This is a genomic window from Microbacterium sp. VKM Ac-2923, assembly GCF_022815605.1.
Taxonomy (GTDB): domain Bacteria; phylum Actinomycetota; class Actinomycetes; order Actinomycetales; family Microbacteriaceae; genus Microbacterium.
In genome coordinates, this window is sequence record NZ_JALGRP010000001.1 from 192,774 (window position 1) to 213,361 (window position 20,588).

Below are 20,588 nucleotides of genomic sequence, written 5' to 3' on the forward strand. Positions count from 1 at the left end.
GAGGTGCCGACAATGACCGACGCCGCCGTCCGTCCCACCACGCCCGCCACGAGCACGCGTACGCCCGTCGGAGGCGCGCCCACTGCGGCGCACACCGCCGCGGAGGCCGCAGAAGCCCGCATCGACACCGAGCGGGTCACCGACCTGCTGCTCGGCACGTGGGCCGAAACCCGCCGCCAGGCGCGCGAGATGATCAAAGACCCCGCGCTGTGGCGGGACGACAGCCTCGGCATGGACGCGCACCGCGAGCGCACGCTCAGCCAGCTGCACCTGCTCGTGCAGAACAAGGCCGTGCACCGGGCCTTCCCGAAGCGCTTCGGCGGCGAGGACGACAACGGTGCGAACATCGCCGGCTTCGAGGAGCTCGTCGCGGCCGACCCGAGCCTGCAGATCAAGTCGGGTGTGCAGTGGGGCCTCTTCGGTTCGGCGGTGTTGCAGCTCGGTACGGCCGAACACCACGAGAAGTGGCTGCCCGGCATCATGAGCCTCGAGATCCCCGGTGCGTTCGCCATGACGGAGACCGGTCACGGATCCGACGTCTCGGCCATCGGGACGACCGCCACCTACGACGCCGACACCGAGGAATTCGTCATCCACACCCCCTTCCGTGGCGCGTGGAAGGACTACCTCGGCAACGCCGCCCTGCATGGCAAAGCGGCGACCGTGTTCGCGCAGCTCATCACGAACGGCGTCAACCACGGCGTGCACTGCTTCTACGTGCCCCTCCGCGACGAGGACGGCGCCTTCCTCCCCGGCATCGGCGGCGAAGACGACGGCCTGAAGGGCGGTTTGAACGGCATCGACAACGGCCGTCTGCACTTCGACGACGTCCGAGTGCCGCGCACGAACCTGCTCAACCGCTACGGCGACGTCGCCGCCGATGGCACCTACTCGAGCGACATCGCCAGCCCCGGACGTCGGTTCTTCACGATGCTCGGCACCCTCGTGCAGGGTCGTGTGTCGCTCGACGGCGCAGCCGCATGGGCCTCGGCCATCGGCCTGATCATCGCCATCACCTACGGCAACCAGCGCCGCCAGTTCGACTCCGGCAGCGGCACGCCCGAGGTCACCCTTCTCGACTACGGCAAGCACCAGCGTCGCCTGCTGCCGCGCTTGGCGACGACATACGCCGAGATCTTCGCGCACGACGAGTTCCTGCAGAAGTTCGACGGCGTCTTCAGCGGCGCCCTCGACACCGACGCCGATCGTGAAGACCTCGAGACCCTCGCCGCCGCACTCAAGCCCCTGTCGACCTGGCACGCGCTCGACACGCTGCAGGAGTCGCGCGAGGCCTGCGGTGGACAGGGCTTCCTCTTCGAGAACCGCCTGGTGGGCCTGCGCGCCGATCTCGACATCTACGTCACCTTCGAGGGTGACAACAACGTCCTCCTCCAGCTCGTCGGAAAGCGCCTGCTCGCCGACTACGCCCGTCAGTTCACCGGCAAGGATGCCAGGCGGCTCGCCGCCTTCGCCGTCGGGCAGACCGCGGGCAAGCTGTTCCACGGGGCCGGGATGCGTCAGCTCGGTCAGGCCGTCAGCGACTTCGGCTCGACCGCCCGCTCCGTCGAGAAGGGCTTGCGCGCCGAGCAGCAGCACGAACTGCTGACCGGTCGCGTGCAGCAGATGATCGCCGACATCGCGGGACGCTTGCGCCCGGCATCCAAGCTCTCCCGTGAGGATGCCGCTGCGCTGTTCAACGAGAACCAGTCCGAGCTCATCGAAGCGGCCCGAGCGCACGGCGAACTGTTGCAGTGGGAGGCGTTCACCGACGCCATCAACCGCATCGACGACGCCGACACCCTGCGGGTGCTCACCTGGCTGCGTGATCTGTTCGGTCTGCAGCTCATCGAGAAGCACCTGGCGTGGTACCTCATCCACGGGCGCCTGTCGACGCAGCGTGGGGCTGCCGTCTCGAGCTACATCGACCGCCTCTGCGCGCGGCTCCGCCCGCACGCGCAGGATCTCGTGGATGCCTTCGGCTACAGCCCCGAGCACATCCGCGCATCGATCGCCTCGGGCGTCGAGGACGACCGCCAGAACGAAGCGGCATCCTACTACGCGGCGCAGCGAGCGGCCGGCACTGCACCGGTGCCGGAGAAGAAGCCCGGCCGGTGAGCTACTGACGGGCGGCGGGTCGTGAGACCCTACCCGCCTCAGTGGCGACCGAGTGCGCGCAACCTCACGATCGCGAGGATCGTGACGAGGATGCCGGCGACGAGCATGATCACGGCGAACCACGGGGGACCGCCCACGGCGAACGCCACGATGCCGACGACCACCATGACGACGGCCAGGACGAGGCCGATGAGCAGGGAGACGCGGGTTCGCCGGGGACCCATAGGGATGCTGTGCATGCTCGGAGGGTATCGGTCGGCGGGGGCGGTGTCTCGCGCGGGATCCACCGTGTCGGAGGCCCCACCTAGCCTGGGAGCATGAGCGATCTGGTGACCGGTGCCGACGGGGTCCTCCGCTGCGCGTGGGCGGGCGGCGACGCCGAATACCAGCGCTACCACGACGAAGAGTGGGGGACGACGCTCCACGGCGACCGCCGGTTGTTCGAGAAACTCAGCCTCGAGGGTTTCCAAGCGGGCCTGGCGTGGATCACGATCCTGCGCAAGCGTCCGCGGTTCCGCGAGGTGTTCCACGGCTTCGAGCCGTCGACCGTGGCGGCTTTCGGTCCTGATGACGTCGACCGGTTGCTCCAGGATGCCGGCATCATCCGCCATCGCGGAAAGATCGAGGCCGTCATCGGCAATGCGGGGATCGTCGCCGGCATGGGGGAGGGCGAGTTCGACGCTCTGATGTGGTCGTTCGCACCCGCCGAGCACGCACCGCCCGGCACCTTCGCCGAGGTGCCGGCCGTGACGCCCGAGTCGACCGCGATGAGCAAAGAGCTGCGCCGCCGCGGATTCCGCTTCGTCGGTCCCACCACGATGTACGCCCTCATGCAGTCCTCGGGCATGGTCGACGACCACGTCGCGGGGTGCTGGCGCGCGGTGGGGCAGCGGCCCGCGACACGCCGGTAGCCCCTCACCCGGTAGACTGGTGGGCGGAGCTCTCGCTCCCAGCGTCGTCGAACGCACCGGCCCCCTCTTTCGGGGCCTTTGACCTTCACGGCGAACGGATGCGCCACTTGGCGCCTTCGCCCATTGCAGCCGCAGCATCGCGGCATCCCGAACCGCCGTGCGCGCGTGCGCCGCGGCAGGAGTATTCATGACGTCTCAGACTTTCGCCGACCTCGGCGTACCCGCACCCCTCATCGACGTTCTCGCCTCGCAGGGCAAGAACGAGCCCTTCCCGATCCAATCCGACACCCTGCCCGACACGCTCGCCGGTCGTGACGTGCTCGGTCGCGGCAAGACCGGCTCGGGCAAGACCCTCGCCTTCGCGCTGCCGTTGGTCGCGCGACTCGCGGCGAAGACCGACCGCCGCCGTGGCCGTCGCCCCCGCGCGCTGGTGCTGGCACCGACGCGTGAGCTCGCGAACCAGATCGACGAGGTCATCAAGCCCCTCGCCGCGGCCTTCCAGCTCACCACCACCACCGTGTACGGCGGCATCAACCAGAAGCGCCAGGTCGATGCCCTCGCGACCGGCGTCGACATCCTCGTCGCGTGCCCGGGCCGCCTCGAAGACCTGATCAGCCAGGGCTTCGCCAACCTGGGTGACATCGAGATCACCGTGCTCGACGAGGCCGATCACATGGCCGACCTCGGCTTTCTCCCCGGCGTCACGCGCCTGCTCGCCCGGACGCCCGGCGACGGCCAGCGTCTGCTGTTCTCGGCGACGCTCGATAACGGCGTCGACAAGCTGGTCAAGCGGTTCCTGCGCAACGAGGTGCTGCACTCGGTCGACGAGGCGCACTCGCACGTCGCCGCGATGACCCACCACGTCTTCGCCCCCGCTGACGCCGACGCGAAGAAGGACCTCGTCCAGACCCTCGCCTCGGGCACTGCGCGCCGCATCCTCTTCATGCGCACCAAGCACCAGGCCAAGAAGCTCGCGAAGGCCCTCACGGCCGCCGGCATCCCCTCGGTCGACCTGCACGGCAACCTGTCGCAGCCGCAGCGCGACCGCAACCTCGCCGCCTTCGGCGATGGCCGCGCACGGGTTCTCGTCGCCACCGACGTCGCGGCCCGCGGTGTGCACGTCGACGGCGTCGAACTGGTCGTGCACGTCGACCCGCCCGTCGAGCACAAGGCGTACCTGCACCGCTCGGGCCGTACGGCTCGCGCCGGCACCGCCGGTGACGTCGTCACGATCATGCTTCCCGAGCAGCGCCGCGACACCCTCGACATCCTGCGCAAGGCCAAGATCTCGGCCGCCCCGCAGGCCGTGACGCCGACCTCGCCCCAGGTCGTCGCCCTCGTCGGTGAGGTGGCCCCTTACGTCACCCCCGAGCCGATCGTCGCGCAGCCGCAGGGCGGCGGACGCTCGCAGGGCGCGAACGCTCAGCGCAAGCGCGTCGAGCGCGCACAGGGCCAGGATGCCGCGTCGGCCGGCGGCGGACGCCGTCGTCGCGGACGCAGCGGAAGCGGCCAGTCGACCGAGGCTCCCGCCGCAGCCGGACACGCGCCCCAGGGCGGTCGTGGACAGGGCCAACGCTCCGGCGCCGGTCGCGGCCAGGGCGCCGGTGGCACCCAGCGCAGCGGCGCGGGCGCCGGTCGTGCGCAGGGCGCGGGTCGTTCGGCATCCGGTGCTCCGACGACCGGCATGGTCGTTGGCTCCCGCAGCCCCCGGACGAACCGTCGCGCCCAGGGCTGACCCGTCCTTCACATCCTCGGTGCCCCCGCAGATCCGTCTGCGGGGGCACCGTCGTCTCCGGGCGCGTGCGGGGGAGGCCCCTGAGCTCGTCGAAGGGCCGGCGGCTTCGACAGGCTCAGCGTCCGGGGTGGGCCGCGTCGCAAGGTTCTCGCGTCGCGCACGACATGTTCGTGACGCTTCCGGATGCCGCGGCGTCTCGCGGATGTCGGAGGTCTCCGCCACACTGGGTGACGATCCCGAGGAGGCACCCGTGACCGACCCCGATGCCCACGACGTCATCCGTGTGCGAGGCGCGCGCGAGAACAATCTCAAGAACGTCGATCTCGACGTGCCGAAGCGGCGCCTGACGGTGTTCACCGGAGTGAGCGGCTCGGGCAAGTCGTCGCTGGTGTTCGGGACGATCGCCGCCGAGTCGCAGCGGCTCATCAACGAGACCTACCCCACGTTCGTGCAGCAGTTCATGGGCGAGCTGTCGAGGCCCGACGTCGATGCGCTCGAGAATCTCAGCGCCACGATCCGCGTCGACCAGGAGCGCATGGCGGCGAACGCCCGCTCCACGGTGGGCACCGCCACCGACGTGCACGCCATGCTGCGGGTGCTGTTCAGCCGTCTCGGTCAGCCGCACGTCGGGTCGTCGCAGGCGTTCTCGTTCAACGTGCCCTCCATCTCCGGCGCCGGCGCGGTCACCATCGCGACGGGGGCGAAGAAGGGGCAGAAGGAGCGCCGGTCCTTCGAGATCACCGGCGGCATGTGTCCCGAGTGCGAGGGGCTCGGTCAGGTCAGCGACATCGACCTCGATCAGCTCGTCGACAAGACCCTCTCGCTCAACGCCGGGGCGATCCTGGTGCCGGGCTACACCGCCGACGGGTGGATGGTCCGCATCTACGGCGAGTCCGGTTTCCTCGACGCCGACAAGCCGGTGCAGGACTTCACCGAGCAGGAGAGACACGACTTCCTCTACAAGGAGCAGACCAAGGTCCGGGTCGCCAACACCAACATGACCTACGAGGGGCTCGTGCCCAAGGTCACCAAGAGCATGCTGCAGAAAGACCGCGACGCGCTCCAGCCGCACATCCGTGCGTTCGTCGACCGTGCCGTCACCTTCGTCGCCTGTCCGGCCTGCGGGGGCACCCGTCTGAACGAGGGCGCCCGATCGTCGCGCATCGGCGAGGTCAACATCGCGGATGCCGCGGCCATGCAGATCACCGATCTCGCGGCCTGGGTGCGCACGGTCGACGATCCCACCGTCGCACCTCTCGTGCAGGGGCTGCGCGAGACCCTCGACGCCTTCGTGCACATCGGACTCGGCTACCTTTCCCTCGACCGGGCCAGCGGCACGCTCTCGGGCGGCGAGGCCCAGCGCACCAAGATGATCCGGCACTTGGGGTCGAGCCTCAGCGACATCACCTACGTCTTCGACGAGCCGACCGCGGGGCTGCATCCCCACGACATCCAGCGCATGAACGAGACGCTGTTGCAGCTGCGCGACAAGGGCAACACCGTGCTGGTCGTCGAGCACAAGCCCGAAGTGATCGAGATCGCCGACCACGTGGTCGACCTCGGCCCACGAGCGGGGCGCGACGGCGGTACGGTGCAATTCGAGGGCGACGTCGAGGCGCTCCGCGCATCCGACACCCTGACCGGTCGTTTCCTGGATCATCGGGCAGAGCTCAAGAAGACCGTCCGTGAGGCGACCGGGGCCATGCCGATCCGGGGCGCCTCACAGCACAACCTTCGCGATGTCGACGTCGACGTCCCCCGCGGTGTGCTGACGGTGGTGACCGGCGTCGCGGGCTCGGGCAAGTCGTCGCTCATCCATGGCAACCTGCGCGCCTTCGACGATGTGGTCGTCGTCGACCAAACCGCCATCAAGGGGTCACGTCGCAGCAGTCCGGCGACGTACACCGGCATCCTCGACGCCGTGCGCGCTGCGTTCGCCAAGGCAAACGGGGTCAAACCGGCTCTCTTCAGCGCGAACAGCGAGGGCGCCTGCGTCGCATGCAAGGGCCTCGGGGCGATCGTGACCCAGCTGGGCTTCCAATCGATCGTCGAGACGGTGTGCGAGTTGTGCGAGGGCACGGGGTTCTCCGACGACGTGCTGGAGTACACCCTCGACGGCAAGAACATCGCAGAGGTTCTCGCGATGTCGGTGACCGAGGCGGCCGAGTTCCTCGTCAAAGGACCAGCCGTCGCGGTGCTCGGACGCCTGCGCGACGTGGGGCTCGGGTACGTGACTCTGGGCCAGTCGCTGAACACCCTCTCCGGTGGGGAACGTCAGCGTCTCAAGCTCGCGATCTCGATGGCCAAGACGGGTGCCGTCTATGTCCTCGACGAGCCGACGACCGGCCTGCACCTCGCCGACGTCGACACCCTGCTGCGCCTGCTCGACCAATTGGTGGATGCCGGCAACACGGTCGTCGTGATCGAGCACCATCAGGCCGTGATGGCGCACGCCGACTGGATCGTCGACCTCGGACCAGGGGCGGGTCGCGACGGCGGCGTCGTCGTCTTCGAGGGGACACCCGCCGAACTCGTGGCCGCGAGGTCCACGCTCACCGGCGAGCACCTCGCCCGGTACGTCGGGGTCTGAGCGCCGGCGTTCGAGCGAGAGTGGCGCGTCGGTCCTCAGTGCCTCCGGCCGATCTCCAGGCTGCCGTCGACCGTGCGCGTTGAGATGCGCGTCAGGCCGAGTGCCGAGGTTGCTGTCAGCCGTGGGGGCTGAGTGTCGCGTCAGGCCGCGGCGCGTCGGGCAGGGTCTCCAGGCTGCCGTCGACCGTGCGCGTGGAGATCGGCGTCCGGCCGTGTCGTGTCGGGCCGTGTGTCGAGGTTGCTGTCAGCCGTGCGTGTTGAGCGTCGCGTCGTGGAGGTGCCGGTCGCCGTGCGGCAGCACCTTCACCATCACGCCGCGACGGCGCAGGTCGGCGACCGCGCGGGTCCCGTCTTCGCGCGTCGCGCCCAGCGCATGCACGCTCGCGACGACGAGGACGTCACCGCCGGTGAGGGTTCCGAAGAAGCGATCGAGGCGGTTCGCCCACCCTTCCATCGTCTCGGGCGCGGGGTGACGGAAGCCCTCGATCGGCACCCCGAACCGGGTGAGATCGTCGCGCTGCTGCACCACGGTCGGCATGTCGGGCCGCGAGACGACGAGGCCGACGAGCCGCGATCCGGCCGGACGCGCCCGCCACCAATCACGGTCGCTCTGCAGCTCGGTGAAGCACTTCGGACACTCGGCCGCCGTGTGGGCGTGAGCTACGGTGCCGGTCGCGGCGGCATCCACGGATGACGGCATCGTCGGGATCGAATCGCTCATGGAGACCTCCGCCTCCATTCTGCCTCACACCCGGCAGCACCAGCGGCTTCGTGCCGGGGCGCAAGATGTGCATCGGGGCGGACGCCGGACGCCCCACTGCACATCCCACGCCCCGTCAGGCTCGCGGTCACGTCCTCCCGTCCCTCAGTCGTCCCCGCCGCCGTCGATGCGCAGTTCCAGGCTCAGTTGATCGGCATCCAACTCGGCGAGGGCGTGACGCAGAGCGGCGGTGCTGTAGCGGCCGTCCCGTCCCGCGTCCTGCAGGCGCCGGCGCATGGCCTCGATCGAAGCGAGGCGCAGCTCGAGGAAGTCGCGCACTTCCGCGGAGGCGTCTTCGTCCGGCGGCTGCACGATGCGGGCTCCCACGCGTTCGAGAAGCTCGGGTGGGAAAGACCCGCCGTCGCGCCGCCGGAGTGTGCCTCCGCGCAGGGCGTCGGCCGAGGCTTCGCGCAGCTCCGCGCCGAGCGTACGCTGCTCATCGCGCGTCGGCCCCTCGCCCCCCTCCCCGTCCAGGCCGACCACGCGCACCACCGCGGGGAGGGACAGCCCCTGCAGTACCAGGCTGAACAGTGCGACGAGGAACGCCACGAAGATCAGCAGGGGACGTTGCGGGGTGTTCTCCGGCAGGGTCTGGGCGGCGGCGAGGGTCACCACCCCGCGCATGCCGGCCCACACGATGACGGTGCCGTGGCGCGCGCCGAGCGGGGCGTCGCGGTAGTAGTCCAGATCGGCCATGGTGCGGGCGATTCGGGTTCGCATCCACCCGATCCGGCGCTCCGTCCGGGCGGGATCCGCGCCCCGGATGCCGAACTGCCCAGGCGTCTCGCGGTACGCCTCCTCGAACCGGTCGAGACGCTCCTGGGCCCCCTCGATCCGACCCTGACTGTGCGCGTGGCGGCGCCCGCGGAGTCCCTGCACCCAGATCAGCCCTGCCACCCAGAGCCCGCGCACGATCAGCACGATCCCGAGGGCACTGAGTGCGAGCCACGTGCCGTGCCACAGACCCTCGCGCTCACTGAGGTTGGCGCCCACGATGTCCTTCAGCTCGAGACCGAAGACGAGGAACACCCCACCCTCGAGGACGAGTTCGACCGTGCGCCAGTTCAGGCGGTCGCTGATGCGCTGCTCGGGCGTGAAGCGGCGCGCGGCCCCCTGGCCGGTGACGATTCCGGCGACGACGGCGGCCACCAACCCCGACCCACCGAGGTGCTCGGTGGGCAGGTAGGCGATGAACGGGACCGTGAAGCTGAGCGCCGTGTTGGCGGCCGGATTCGCCAGCCGCTCTCGCACGCGCAGGTTCACCCAGCCGACGACGGCGCCGAGCACGAGCGCGACGGCGACGGCCCAGGCGAAGTCGGCGACGGCGTCACCGAATGCGAATCCGGACGCCACGGCTGCCACCGCTGTGCGCAGCAGGACGAGCGCGGTGGCGTCGTTGAGCAGGCTCTCGCCCTCGAGCATCGTGACGACGCGGGGCGAGATGCCCAGCCGCTTGGCGATCGAGGTGGCCACGGCATCCGTGGGGCTCAGGATCGCCCCGAGGGCGATCGAGAGGGCGAGGCCCAGCCCGGGGATGACCGCCCAGAAGAACAGGCCCAGCAAGACGGAACTGATGACGACGAGCACCACGGAGAGCCCGGCGATCGGGGCGAAGTCGCGCCGGAACTCGATGGCAGGTAGCTGGACGGCCGCGGAGTACAGCAGCGGGGGCAGCACCCCCACGAGGATGATCTCGGGATTCACCGCGAACGGCGGGACGAACGGCAGAAGGCTCACTCCCGCGCCCACGGCGAGGAGCACGAGCGGACCCGCCACGTTGAAGCGGGGTCCGATGACCGTGGCGAGCGCGACCACCACGACGCCGGCGATGACGACGAGGAGGGGATCGATCATGCACCGAGGCTAGCCCCCGGGTCTTCTCCCTGCGCACCGCGATGCCGTCGCCGTGCGAGCCTGCGTCCGTTGGCCCACCGACCGGTGAGACGGCGTCCGGCTGACGAGACGGGTGCAGCCTGCAGCCGGGACGTCGGCGAGATGCCGTCTCGCGGCGACCGCCGGCTGCGCCGTTCGCACGAGCCGTGACCCCGCGAGTCGCAGCCCGCGACCTGGCGCGACCCGCGACCCGCCGCGACCCGCGACCCGCGACCCGCGACCCGGCGCGAGCCGTGACCCGCGACCTGGCGTGACCCGCGACCCCGCCTCAGGCCTCCGCGCGCACCGCCGCCGCGACCGCGCGCAGGCCCGCCAGCGTCTCCACGAAGCTCGTCGACAATGGAGACAGGCCGATCCGCAGGCCGTGCGGATCGCGGTAGTCGGGGATGACGTCGTCTTCCCACAGGCGTGCGGTGACGGCCCGCATCGCGGGGTGCGACAGCGTCACGTGTCCGCCTCGTTCGCCGGCGTCGCGTGGCGAGGCGAGCCGCACCCCGAGGGGACCCAGGATGCCATCGGCCACCCGCACCGCGAACTCGGTCAGCGCGATCGACTTCGCGCGCACAGCCTCGATCCCGGCTTCCTCGAGCAGGTCGAGGGTGTCTTGCATCGCGATCATCGCCAGCACCGGGGGCGTGCCCGAGAGGAACCGGCGCATGCCGTCGGCCGGGCGATACACCGGGCCCATCGAGAACACGTCGGCTGCGCCCATCCACCCCTGCACGGGCTGGGTCAGGGTGTCCTGAAGGCCCTCGGCGACGTAGGCGAACGCCGGCGAGCCGGGCCCACCGTTGAGGTACTTGTAGGTGCAGCCGACGGCGAGGTCGGCGCCCCACGCGTCGAGCTCGACAGGAACGGAGCCGGCCGAGTGGCAGAGGTCCCACAGGACGCGGGCGCCGGCGTCGTGTGCGATCGCCGTCAGCCCGGCGCCGTCTGCGAGGTACCCCGAGCGGTACGACACGTGGCTCAGCAGCACCACGGCGGTGCGCTGGTTCACCGCGGCGCGGAGCAGGTCGGCATCCACTCCGCGGGAGGTGTCGACGTCGACCCAGACGACGCGGGCGCCGCGCTCGGCCGCGATGCCCTCCACGAGGTACCGATCGGTGGGGAAATCGTCGCGGCCCACCACGATCTCCGTCCGTCGCGGATCGGTGCGCATCTGCGCGTCGAGGGCCGCTCGGATCAGCTTGTAGAGCAGCACCGTCGTCGAGTCGCCGATGACCGTCTGACCGGATGCCGCGCCGAGCGCGAGTGCCCCGATGCGGTCGCCGATCGTGAAGGGCAGCTGCATCCACTGCTCGTCCCATCCGCGGATGAGGCGACCACCCCATTCGTCGGTGACGAAGCGGGCGAGGCGGTCGGCGGTGGCGCGCGGGGGGCGCCCGAGCGAGTTGCCATCGAAGTAGATGAGCGACGTCTCGGCGCCGACGAACGCCGCGCGGTGGTGCGCCAACGGGTCGTCGGCGTCGAGGGCCGCGGCTTCGGCCTCGAGCGAGACGCGGGGCACCTCGAGACCGTCGACGGAGCCGAAGTCGGGGGTGGGGTCAGTCGACACGCGTGAGCTCCTCGGTGACGACCACGGTGCCGTGGCTGAGCCAGGTCGGCAGGTCGTCGGGATCGGCGGGTGAAGGACCCGGCAGGAAGGTGGAGACCGCGCCCGTCGCCTCGACGTGCGGCCACGGATCGGTGAGGGTGGCCACGAGCGCGTCGCCGCGCACACCGGCCTCGTGCAGGGCCAGCAGCTCGCGGCGGTTCAGGCCGACCGGCAGGGGACCGTTCCCGAGGTCGGTTCCGTAGAGCACTCGTCCACCGCGCACGGCGAAGGCGCGAAGGTTCGCGATCGCCTGCGCGCGGGCGGGTCCGCGATGGATGTCGAGGGTCGAGATCCACGCCTGGCCCGCAGCGATGGCGCGCGAGAGGGTGCGCCGCGACACGGGCGCGTCGAAGGGTGTGTGCGCGAGGGCGGCGACCCCCGCCTCGACCGCCCGCTCGACCTGCCCGGCTCCCTGCGCGTGCGCGACGACCGGGAGGCCACGCTCGGCGGCCGCCGCGACGATGCCCGCGAGGATGTCGTCGGACATCACCGGACCCGCGTCGGCGTGGAGGGCCACCTTGATGACCGATGCGCCGGCATCCGCCTGCTCGTCGACGATCGTCTGCGCTCCACGGGCGACCCCCGGATGCCGGGACGCGTCGGTGACGACGCGCACGATGGCATCCGGGGCCCATGACCGCCCCTGTGGATACCCGCCAGGAGCGGTGAGGAACGCCCCCGCGTAGGAGACGCGGGGGAAACCGCTCGCACGACGAGCGAGGACGACCGGGTCTCCGCCGAGATCGACCACCGCGGCGATACCTCGCGCGGACAGCGCCGCCGCGTCGATCAGGTGCAGGTGCACGTGATGGTCGATGAACGCCGGGAGGGCGGTGCCGGATTCGGAGGTGAGTGCTCGCCGGACGGGCCAGGCGGCGGAGAGGGTCACGTCGACCCGGTCAGATCAGCGACAGCTCGCGCAGCTTGGTCTCGACGTCGGCGTTGGAGGGCTCGACGTGGTGGCTGGAGTCGGGGTAGACGACCACGGGGATGCTCGTGCGACCCGAGATCTCTTTCGCGACATCGGCCGCAGCGGGGTCGGCCACCAGATCGACGTACTCGTAGTCGATCCCCAGCTCGTCGAGCTGCTTCTTGGTGCGGATGCAATCGCGGCACCAGTCGGCGCCGAACATACGAATGGTTGCGTCGGAAGACATGTCTCCAGCGTACGCCGATGCACCGACACCGGACCCGGCCGAGAACGCGAGCCGAGCGTGTCCCGCACGTTTCCCGCCTCCGCGGATGTCAGGCGGTGACTTCGTCTTCGAGGGGTTCGATGGCGCGAGCGACTTTACCGATACGGCTCTTCTTGGGGGCGTAGACGACGAGCGCGTGGAAGACGAAGCGCACGACGAAGGCTGCGACGAGGGTGAGTCCTGCGGCGACGACGCTCTGGATGTGCGCCTGGCTCACCAGCACCCAGATGACCGGGATGCGGATGATCGCCTCGACACCGTTGAAGGTGAACGACTTGACGAAGCGGTGGCGCATGAGTCCCGACTCGGCGCGCATGTCGGCGAACACCAGGTATTCGAGGGCGAGGAAGTTCGCCACGATGGTCACCACGCTCGCGATGACCGCGGCGACGATGTATTGCACGCCCACCATCTGCAGCGCCCACATGATGGCCAGGTTGGCGACGGCTCCGAGGCCACCCACGAGGGCGAAGGCCGACATGCGGCCGAAGCGCAGCATCGTCAGCTGCAGCAGGAACCGCATGCCCTGGCTGAACGACGCCTTCGACTCGCCCGCGAAGCGGGGAGCGAACGAGAACGGTACCTCGGCGATGCGCATCTGCTTGCGAGCGAGGATCTCGAGCAGGATCTTGAACCCTCGCGGCTGCAGCGTCTCGATCTCGAGGGCACGACGGTCCACGAGGAAGAACCCGGTCATCGGGTCGGAGCAGTTGTGCAGCTTCTTCGGGAACATCGACTTGGTCAGCAGCGTCGACGCGCGCGACACCGTGGTGCGCACCGCGTTGGCGAGACCGTCGGAGGTGCCCCCGGCGACGTACCGGGATGCCACGACCACATCGACGTCGCCCTGCTCGGCGCGGGCGAGGAGGGACGCGATGACCTCCGGCGGATGCTGCAGGTCGCCGTCCATCACCACGCACCGATCGGAGGCGGCGGCTTTGATGCCCTCCACCACGGCACCGCCGAGCCCGCCCCGCGGGTCGTCGCGGTGGATCAGGCGCACCGGGATGTCCGCGGTCGCGGCGACCGCACGGATGACGTCGGGAGTGTCGTCGGTGGAGTCGTCGACGAAGATCACTTCGACGATTCGACCCGCCATGGCATCCGTCGTGCGACGCACGAGTTCGGCGACGTTCGGACCCTCGTTGAAGGTCGGAACGATGACGGAAAGATCCATGGGTACTCGCGTTTTCGTGGGAAGTCAGGGAAAGACAGCGTAGTGAGGCCGACGCGTGCCTTCACAGGATTGTGGCGGACGTACCTGTGAGCTAGCGGTTGCCCGCCCCAGCGTCGGATGCGCAGCGGTGGCGCGGATGTCGACGGGAGCGAGGTCAGCCGATCTTGGCCTGGAGGTCTTCGACGGTCATGCCGTAGTCGATACGGACGACGGGCAGGGCCAGCTTATCGGTCCCGATCCGCACGTACCCGGGTTCTATGCCGCGGGCCAGGTCGAACCCCGCCCGTCGGACGCCCTCCTTCGCCGTGTCGTCGTAGTGACCGAAGGGGTAGGCGATGACCTCTTTGGCGCCGAGGATCTGCGCCGAGGTCTCGAGGTCGGCGGCGATCGTGTCGGCGTCGTCGTTGACCATGCGGCCCTTGCCGTTGGCGCCCGCGCGGTGCATGTCATGCGTGTGCGAGCGCTGCATCACGAAGCGATTCGGGGTGGGTTCGGTCCGGGCGGACGTGATGACGAAGGAGGTGGTCAACAGGTTCCGCCCGTCGACGATCGGGGCGGCCAGTTCGAGCCAGGTGCTGTCGGCGTCATCATCGGTGATCACGACGGAGCGCTTCGGCAGGAAGAGCGCGCCGTCGATGAAGGCGCTCACCTCGTCCCACGTGGGGAGGTAGAACGCGCCCTCCTGGATGTGGGCCATCTGCGCGTCGAAGTCGCCGATGTAGGCGTAGTTGCCGCGCAGCCAGTTGTCTTCGCCCTCGGGCTTCTGCGTGAACTGGTGGTACATGAGGATCGGGAGCTCGGTGTCCTCCGCCTGGTTCGCCTCGGGCGTCGTCCACCCCGCGAACAGGGTTCGCTGACGCTCCGTGCAGGTGACGAGGTCGGCGCCGTTCACGCGCTCGGCGGTGTTCAGCGAGCTCGCGTCGGCAGCGGTGGCGTACCACCCGGCGAACACGCGTCCGTCGGTCCGGGGAAGGGGGAGCGCGTCGTACCGGAGGTCCTCGGACTGCAGCTGCGGGCCGAGGGCGATGCCGTCGCCGGTGAACGACACCGCACACGCCTTCGGATCGGTCGCGCTCGCCAGCAGTTCCTCGGCCGGGCTCCGGGGGGTGGGTGTGGGTGTCGGGCTGGGGGTCGGCTCGCTCGACGACACCGTTTCGGCGGTGGGAGCGGCGGACGGACCACGCGTGAGGGCGAAGGCGGTGACGCCCCCGCCGATCAGCACGATGGCGAGGGTGGCGACGACGGTGCGGCGCAGGCGCACGCGGCGAGAGGTGCGGCGACGGTGCTCGGCTCGGGTGACGGTCATGATGCCTCGGGTCGGCGGGCGGGTCGCCGCGATCCTATCGATACGGCACGCGCCTGCGCGGGACGCGCCACGCCGCGCGGTGACGGCACGGCAGGATGGAGGCATGATCCGCCTCGGCATCGTCGGCACCAGTTCCATCTCCGAACGCTTCGCGCAGGCGGTGGCGACCGTGGAGGGCGCGGAGGTGTCCCGGGTCGCATCGCGCGACGCGCAGCGCGCCCGCGCGTTCGCCGACCGGGTCGGGGCTCCCGGCGTCGCGGTCGGTCTCGACGACCTCCTCGCCGCGGACGACGTCGACGCCGTGTACCTCGCCAGCCCGAACTCCGTGCACGCCGAGCAGATCGCCTCGGCGGTGGATGCCGGCATCCCGGTGCTGGTCGAGAAGCCCGCGGTGCTGACGGCGGGGGAGTGGGATGCCGCGGTCGCCCACGCTCGTCGACGCGGTGTCGTCCTGCTCGAGGCGATGCGCACGGCCTACGACCCGGGTCTGGCCGCGGTCCGGGCGGCGCTGCCGGAACTCGGGACCGTCCGGCGGGTCTCTCTGCGCTACGAGAAACGGTCGGCGCGGTACGACGAGGTGCTGGCCGGTCGGCAGACGAACATCTTCGATCCCGCCCTGGGCGGGAGCGCCCTGCGCGATCTCGGGGTCTACCCGCTGCACGCGCTCGTGCGTCTCTTCGGGGAACCGCGCGCCGTGCAGGGCGTGCGCGTGGGGATCGGATCGGGAACGGACGGGCTCGGCAGTGCGCTGGCCGCCTACGAGGGCTTCGTGGCCGACGTCGCGTGGTCGAAGATCACCGACACGAGTCTGTCGAGCGAGATCCAGGGCGAGGAAGCCTCGCTGCTCATCGACGCGATCGACGCGCCGCGGAGACTCGTGCTCACCCCGCGCGGCGGTGCGGCGCGCGGGATCACGGTGGAGGCCGACGACAACCCCATGGTCGGGGAGGTGCGGCGTTTCGTGGACGCCGTCGCCGGCACCGACATCACCGCGGACCAGGACCTCACCGCCCTGACCCTGCGGATCGTCGACGAACTGCTCGAGCACCCCCTGGTCTGAGGGTTCACCCGTTGTTTCCCCCGCGACGGGAGGATGCCGGGATGCAGAGACCGGGTCGCGTGGGCGAGGTGTTCCTCGTGTTCCTCCGTCTGGGCCTGACGTCCTTCGGCGGCCCGATCGCCCACCTCGGCTACTTCCGCGACGACCTCGTCGTGCGGCGGAAGTGGATGGACGACCGCGCCTACGCCGACCTCGTCGCGTTGTGCCAGTTCCTGCCGGGTCCGGCGTCGAGCCAGGTGGGCTTCGCGATGGGCCTGCAGCGGGCGGGCGTGCTCGGAGCGTTGGCCGCCTTCGCCGCGTTCACCCTTCCGTCGGCTCTTCTCCTCGTCGCCTTCGCCGGGGGTGCGGCCGTGCTGGGCGGCGTCGTCGGCGACGGCATCCTGTCCGGGTTGAAGATCGTGGCCGTCGCGATCGTCGCCCACGCCGTGTGGGGGATGGCGCGCTCCCTCACCCCCGACGCGCCGCGCGCGGGCATCGCGGTCGCAGCTCTCGCTCTGGCGCTGCTGCTCCCCGCCGCCCCGGGTCAACTCGCCGCCCTCGCGATCGGGGCGGTGGCCGGTGTCGTCCTGCTGCGCGAGACCGACGAGGACACCTCGGTGCCATCGGCGACGTTCGGTGTGCGAAGGAGTGTGGCGGTCGCGTGCCTCGTCGTCTTCGTCGGCGGCCTGGTGACGCTGCCGCTGCTCGCCGCACTCACGGGATGGAGCACCGTGTCCCTCGTCGACGCCTTCTACCGCGCGGGTGCGCTCGTCTTCGGTGGCGGACACATCGTCCTTCCCCTCCTCCAGGCGGGGGTCGTGGAGACGGGCTGGATCTCGCCCGAGTCCTTCCTCACCGGGTACGCCGCCGCCCAAGCCGTGCCGGGGCCGCTCTTCACCTTCGCGGCGTACCTCGGCACCGTCTCGGGGGCCGGGCCCGGTGGCATCCCGGGGGCCGCCCTCGCGCTGGGCGCGATCTTCCTCCCCGGCTTCCTCGTGCTCGTCGGTGCGCTCCCGTTCTGGGACGCCCTGCGCGATCGCCCGCGCGTGCGGGCCGCGATGCGCGGAGCCAACGCTGCCGTCGTCGGCATCCTGGGCGCCGCGCTCTACACGCCCGTGTTCACCACCGCGATCACGGGGCCCGGGCCGCTCGTCCTCGCCGCGGTGGGCTTCGTGCTCCTCGCGGTGTTCCGCACGCCCGCGTGGGCGGTGGTCCTCGTGGGCGCCGCGGGCGGGATCGTGCTGGCGTTCGTGTGAGCGGTCGCGTGTTCGCGGTGCGCACGACGCAGCGTGCACAACGCAGGAGATATGGCCGCCGCCTCCGAGCGGTCCGCAGAATTCCGGGGCCCGCGACAGGTGGCGCCGACGTTCTTCCTGCGTTGTGCACCGCCGCTCCGCACGACCGCGGCACCTCGCGGCATCCTGAGACTCGTCTCCGCGAAGCGTGACACCGGGTACCGGCGGTGCCAGGATGAGCGCACGGCGACGCCGCCGGTGTTTTCGAGGGAGAGAACCGTGTTCCACAGCCCCCACCCGCCCGTCGAGATCCCCGACCAGAGCATCTACGACTATCTGTTCGGCTCACTCGACGACGGCGACCTCGATCGGGTGGCCCTGGTGGACCCGGCAAGCGGCGCCGAGACCACCTACGGTGCGCTGCGCGCGCAGGTCGACGCCGTCGCGGGAGCGCTCGCCGCCCGCGGTGTCGGCACCGACACCGTCGTCGCGATGCTGTGCCCGAACGTTCCCGCGTTCGCGACCGTGTTCCACGGCATCCTGAGGCTCGGGGCGGCCATCACCACGATCAACTCCCTCTACACCGCGCACGAGATCGAGAACCAGTTGCGCGATGCCGCGGCCACCTGGCTCGTGACCGTGTCGCCGCTGCTGCCGCCGGCGTTGGAGGCCGCGCGCGCGGTCGGCATCACCGACGACCGGGTGATCGTGCTCGACGGCGCCGAGGGGCACCCCGATCTGCGCACGCTGCTGAGCGAGCAACGGACGCCGCCTGAGGTCACCATCGACCCGGCCACGCACGTCGCCGTGCTGCCCTACTCGTCGGGCACCACCGGGGTGCCCAAGGGCGTGATGCTCTCGCACCGCAACCTCGTCGCGAACGTCCACCAGTGTCGTCCGGTGATCGAGATCGGCCCCGACGACCGCGTGCTCGCGGTGCTGCCGTTCTTCCACATCTACGGCATGACGGTGCTGCTCAACCTGGCCCTACGTCAGCGCGCGACCCTCGTGACGATGCCGCGGTTCGACCTGATGGAGTTCCTCCGCGTCATCCAGGATCACCGCTGCACGTTCCTCTTCATCGCCCCGCCCATCGCCGTCGCCCTCGCCAAGCACCCCGCCGTCGAGCAGTTCGACCTCTCGAGCGTGCACAGCGTGTTCTCGGGCGCGGCCCCGCTCGACGGTGAGACGGCCGAGACCGCGGGGCGGCGAATCGGCGCCCGCTTCTTCCAGGGCTACGGCATGAGCGAGCTGAGCCCGGTGTCGCACGCCATTCCGGCGGAGGGAGGGATGCCGGTGAGCTCGGTCGGCGTGCTCATCCCCAACTGCGAGGCCAAGCTCGTCGACCCCGAGAGCGGGGCGGAGCTCGAGGAGCACGGCGACGACGGATTGACGGCGCCGGGGGAGATCTGGGTCCGCGGACCGAACGTGATGCTCGGCTACCTGAACCGGCCCGACGCCACGGCCGAGACCCTCGACGCCGACGGATTCCTGCACACCGGCGACATCGGCGTGCACCACGTCGACGGCTACTTCACGATCGTCGATCGACTGAAGGAGCTCATCAAGTACCACGGCTACCAGATCGCCCCGGCGGAGCTCGAGGCCCTGCTGCTGTCGCATCCGAAGATCCAGGATGCCGCGGTCATCGGCGTCCGCGGAGACGACGGCGAGGAGATCCCCAAGGCGTTCGTCGTGGCGGCACCGGACGCGGGCCTGTCGGCGGAGGATGTGATGGCGTTCGTGGCCGAGAACGTCGCCCCGCACAAGAAGGTGCGCCGCGTGGAGTTCATCGACGTCATCCCGAAGTCCACCTCGGGCAAGATCCTGCGGAAGGACCTGCGGGCGCGGGAGCGCTGAACGTCGAGGCCGGTGACGGCTCCGGCTAGAGGCGGCGCGCCGGTCCGGTCGAGCGCCGCACGACCAGCGTCAGCGGCTCGGGTGCGCCGTCGATCACCTCGGGCGCGCGGACGCTGCGCAGCAGCGCGTTCACTGCGTCGCGGCCCTCGGCGCGGAAGTCCACCCGCACGGTGGTCAGGGGCGGTGAGAAGAACGCCGATTCGGGGGTGTCGTCGAGGCCCGTGACGCTGACGTCGCCCGGAACGTCGAGACCCGCCTCCGACAGGGCGAGCAAGGCCCCGAGGGCCATCTGGTCGTTCGCGGCGACGATGGCCGTGGGCCGCCCGAGCGCGAGCAGCTCCCGTGTGGCGCGATGGCCGGACTCGGCCGACCAGTCTCCCTCGACGTCTCCCGTCGACACCAGACCCCGCTCGGTCACGAGACGCTCGTACGCGAGTCGTCGGTTTCTCGCCGCCGACCACGTCAGCGGGCCGGAGATGTGTGCCACGTCGCGGTGTCCGAGAGAGATCAGGTGCTCCATCGCGAGCGGGATGCCGTTGAGCTGGCCGGGCCCGGCGTCTTCGTCCTGTTCCGAGAACAGCAGGACGGGGACGTCGACGGCCAGTCCGGCGATCGCGCTGCGCATCTCGTCGGTGGAGGCCAGGGCGACGACGCCCGCGAGATCGTGCTGCAGAAGGATCTCGAGGGCGCGGGTGATCTCGCCGGGGTCGCTCATGTCGAGGGCGACGATGTCGAGGAGATATCCCGCGTCGCGCGCCGCCGCGCTCGCGCCCTGCAGCACCTGGCTCGGACCGACCTGGTCGATCTCGTGCGTGAGGGCACCGAGGCGGTGGGAGCGTCCCGTCACCAGGGAGCGGGCGGTGAGGTTCGGCTTGTATTCGAGCGTCTCGAGGGCTCGTTCGATCTTGGCGCGGGTGGCCGAGCGTTGGTCGATGCCGCGCATGTAACGGCTCACCGACTGGTGCGACACCCCCGCTTCGCGGGCGATGTCGTAGATCGTGGCGGGTCTGCGCGGGGCAAGACCGGCCGAGGGTGGGGTGTCGGCGACGTGGATCGTCATCGATGGCCTCCTCTCCGAGCCTCGCGGTTGACGACGAGTCTGCACCCGAACCGCCGCACTTGCCAAACAGAACTTTTACCGATAACAATTGCTTCCACGCCGGTTCTGTTATCGAGAA

General features: G+C 70.4%; 16 protein-coding genes. 7 read left to right on the forward strand and 9 right to left on the reverse strand.

Features of this window, described 5'->3' with window-relative positions; genetic code table 11:
• The first annotated feature begins 12 nt into the window (after positions 1-12).
• Entirely contained in the window at positions 13-2,115 is a 2,103-nt protein-coding gene (locus MT347_RS00845; RefSeq protein ID WP_243497190.1) for an acyl-CoA dehydrogenase, read from the forward strand.
• Between the two features lie 38 nt (positions 2,116-2,153).
• Here the strand turns inward: MT347_RS00845 and MT347_RS00850 are convergent, their stop codons facing one another.
• Complete coding sequence (locus MT347_RS00850; protein ID WP_243497191.1) at positions 2,154-2,354, reverse strand: hypothetical protein; 201 nt, start codon at positions 2,352-2,354, stop codon at positions 2,154-2,156.
• 78 nt (positions 2,355-2,432) lie between these two features.
• Between MT347_RS00850 and MT347_RS00855 the strand changes: the two genes are divergently transcribed.
• From MT347_RS00855 to MT347_RS00865, 3 genes are all read left to right on the forward strand, one after another.
• Complete coding sequence (locus MT347_RS00855) at positions 2,433-3,026, forward strand: DNA-3-methyladenine glycosylase I (protein WP_243497192.1); 594 nt, start codon at positions 2,433-2,435, stop codon at positions 3,024-3,026.
• Positions 3,027-3,213: 187 nt separating this feature from the next.
• Complete coding sequence (locus MT347_RS00860) at positions 3,214-4,761, forward strand: DEAD/DEAH box helicase (protein ID WP_243497193.1); 1,548 nt, start codon at positions 3,214-3,216, stop codon at positions 4,759-4,761.
• Positions 4,762-4,963: 202 nt separating this feature from the next.
• A complete protein-coding gene (locus MT347_RS00865; RefSeq protein WP_374206467.1) occupies positions 4,964-7,351 on the forward strand; it encodes an ATP-binding cassette domain-containing protein in 2,388 nt (795 codons plus the stop codon).
• Between the two features lie 243 nt (positions 7,352-7,594).
• Here MT347_RS00865 and MT347_RS00870 read toward each other — a convergent pair whose 3' ends face one another.
• From MT347_RS00870 to MT347_RS00900, 7 genes are all read right to left on the reverse strand, one after another.
• The gene (locus tag MT347_RS00870) at positions 7,595-8,071 is read right to left on the reverse strand and encodes a dehydrogenase (protein ID WP_243497195.1); all 477 of its coding nucleotides are present in this window, start codon (positions 8,069-8,071) and stop codon (positions 7,595-7,597) included.
• Positions 8,072-8,215: 144 nt separating this feature from the next.
• Positions 8,216-9,964: a sodium:proton antiporter gene (locus MT347_RS00875; protein WP_243497196.1), complete on the reverse strand. Its 1,749-nt coding sequence runs from the start codon at positions 9,962-9,964 to the stop codon at positions 8,216-8,218.
• Positions 9,965-10,271: 307 nt separating this feature from the next.
• Positions 10,272-11,510: a kynureninase gene (locus MT347_RS00880; RefSeq protein WP_374206482.1), complete on the reverse strand. Its 1,239-nt coding sequence runs from the start codon at positions 11,508-11,510 to the stop codon at positions 10,272-10,274.
• Between the two features lie 37 nt (positions 11,511-11,547).
• Positions 11,548-12,486, reverse strand: coding sequence for a hypothetical protein (locus tag MT347_RS00885; RefSeq protein WP_243497197.1), 939 nt, complete (start codon positions 12,484-12,486; stop codon positions 11,548-11,550).
• A 10-nt stretch (positions 12,487-12,496) separates the two neighbouring features.
• Positions 12,497-12,754, reverse strand: coding sequence for a glutaredoxin family protein (locus MT347_RS00890; protein WP_243497198.1), 258 nt, complete (start codon positions 12,752-12,754; stop codon positions 12,497-12,499).
• Between the two features lie 88 nt (positions 12,755-12,842).
• Positions 12,843-13,970 carry a glycosyltransferase family 2 protein gene (locus MT347_RS00895; protein ID WP_243497199.1) on the reverse strand — a complete coding sequence of 376 codons (1,128 nt, stop codon included), beginning with the start codon at positions 13,968-13,970 and terminating at the stop codon, positions 12,843-12,845.
• Positions 13,971-14,124: 154 nt separating this feature from the next.
• Positions 14,125-15,276 carry a polysaccharide deacetylase family protein gene (locus tag MT347_RS00900; protein WP_243497200.1) on the reverse strand — a complete coding sequence of 384 codons (1,152 nt, stop codon included), beginning with the start codon at positions 15,274-15,276 and terminating at the stop codon, positions 14,125-14,127.
• A 103-nt stretch (positions 15,277-15,379) separates the two neighbouring features.
• On the opposite strand from MT347_RS00900, the gene MT347_RS00905 reads away from it, so the two are divergent.
• From MT347_RS00905 to MT347_RS00915, 3 genes are all read left to right on the forward strand, one after another.
• Positions 15,380-16,336, forward strand: coding sequence for a Gfo/Idh/MocA family protein (locus tag MT347_RS00905; protein ID WP_243497201.1), 957 nt, complete (start codon positions 15,380-15,382; stop codon positions 16,334-16,336).
• A gap of 41 nt (positions 16,337-16,377) precedes the next feature.
• Positions 16,378-17,571: a chromate efflux transporter gene (gene chrA / locus MT347_RS00910; RefSeq protein ID WP_243497202.1), complete on the forward strand. Its 1,194-nt coding sequence runs from the start codon at positions 16,378-16,380 to the stop codon at positions 17,569-17,571.
• A gap of 258 nt (positions 17,572-17,829) precedes the next feature.
• Positions 17,830-19,410: an AMP-binding protein gene (locus tag MT347_RS00915; RefSeq protein WP_243497203.1), complete on the forward strand. Its 1,581-nt coding sequence runs from the start codon at positions 17,830-17,832 to the stop codon at positions 19,408-19,410.
• A gap of 25 nt (positions 19,411-19,435) precedes the next feature.
• On the opposite strand, the gene MT347_RS00920 is transcribed toward MT347_RS00915, so the two are convergent.
• A complete protein-coding gene (locus MT347_RS00920; RefSeq protein WP_243497204.1) occupies positions 19,436-20,470 on the reverse strand; it encodes a LacI family DNA-binding transcriptional regulator in 1,035 nt (344 codons plus the stop codon).
• Between the last annotated feature and the right edge of the window lie 118 nt (positions 20,471-20,588).

Excerpts from the sequence above, each read along its gene's own strand:
- MT347_RS00850 (WP_243497191.1), bottom strand. The coding sequence starts at position 2,354 with ATGCACAGCATCCCTATGGGTCCCCGGCGAACCCGCGTCTCCCTGCTC.
- MT347_RS00875 (WP_243497196.1), bottom strand. The coding sequence starts at position 9,964 with ATGATCGATCCCCTCCTCGTCGTCATCGCCGGCGTCGTGGTGGTCGCG.
- MT347_RS00865 (WP_374206467.1), top strand. The coding sequence starts at position 4,964 with ATGTCGGAGGTCTCCGCCACACTGGGTGACGATCCCGAGGAGGCACCC.
- MT347_RS00900 (WP_243497200.1), bottom strand. The coding sequence starts at position 15,276 with ATGACCGTCACCCGAGCCGAGCACCGTCGCCGCACCTCTCGCCGCGTG.
- MT347_RS00905 (WP_243497201.1), top strand. The coding sequence starts at position 15,380 with ATGATCCGCCTCGGCATCGTCGGCACCAGTTCCATCTCCGAACGCTTC.
- MT347_RS00845 (WP_243497190.1), top strand. The coding sequence starts at position 13 with ATGACCGACGCCGCCGTCCGTCCCACCACGCCCGCCACGAGCACGCGT.
- MT347_RS00870 (WP_243497195.1), bottom strand. The coding sequence starts at position 8,071 with ATGAGCGATTCGATCCCGACGATGCCGTCATCCGTGGATGCCGCCGCG.
- chrA (WP_243497202.1), top strand. The coding sequence starts at position 16,378 with ATGCAGAGACCGGGTCGCGTGGGCGAGGTGTTCCTCGTGTTCCTCCGT.
- MT347_RS00860 (WP_243497193.1), top strand. The coding sequence starts at position 3,214 with ATGACGTCTCAGACTTTCGCCGACCTCGGCGTACCCGCACCCCTCATC.
- MT347_RS00895 (WP_243497199.1), bottom strand. The coding sequence starts at position 13,970 with ATGGATCTTTCCGTCATCGTTCCGACCTTCAACGAGGGTCCGAACGTC.
- MT347_RS00890 (WP_243497198.1), bottom strand. The coding sequence starts at position 12,754 with ATGTCTTCCGACGCAACCATTCGTATGTTCGGCGCCGACTGGTGCCGC.
- MT347_RS00920 (WP_243497204.1), bottom strand. The coding sequence starts at position 20,470 with ATGACGATCCACGTCGCCGACACCCCACCCTCGGCCGGTCTTGCCCCG.
- MT347_RS00855 (WP_243497192.1), top strand. The coding sequence starts at position 2,433 with ATGAGCGATCTGGTGACCGGTGCCGACGGGGTCCTCCGCTGCGCGTGG.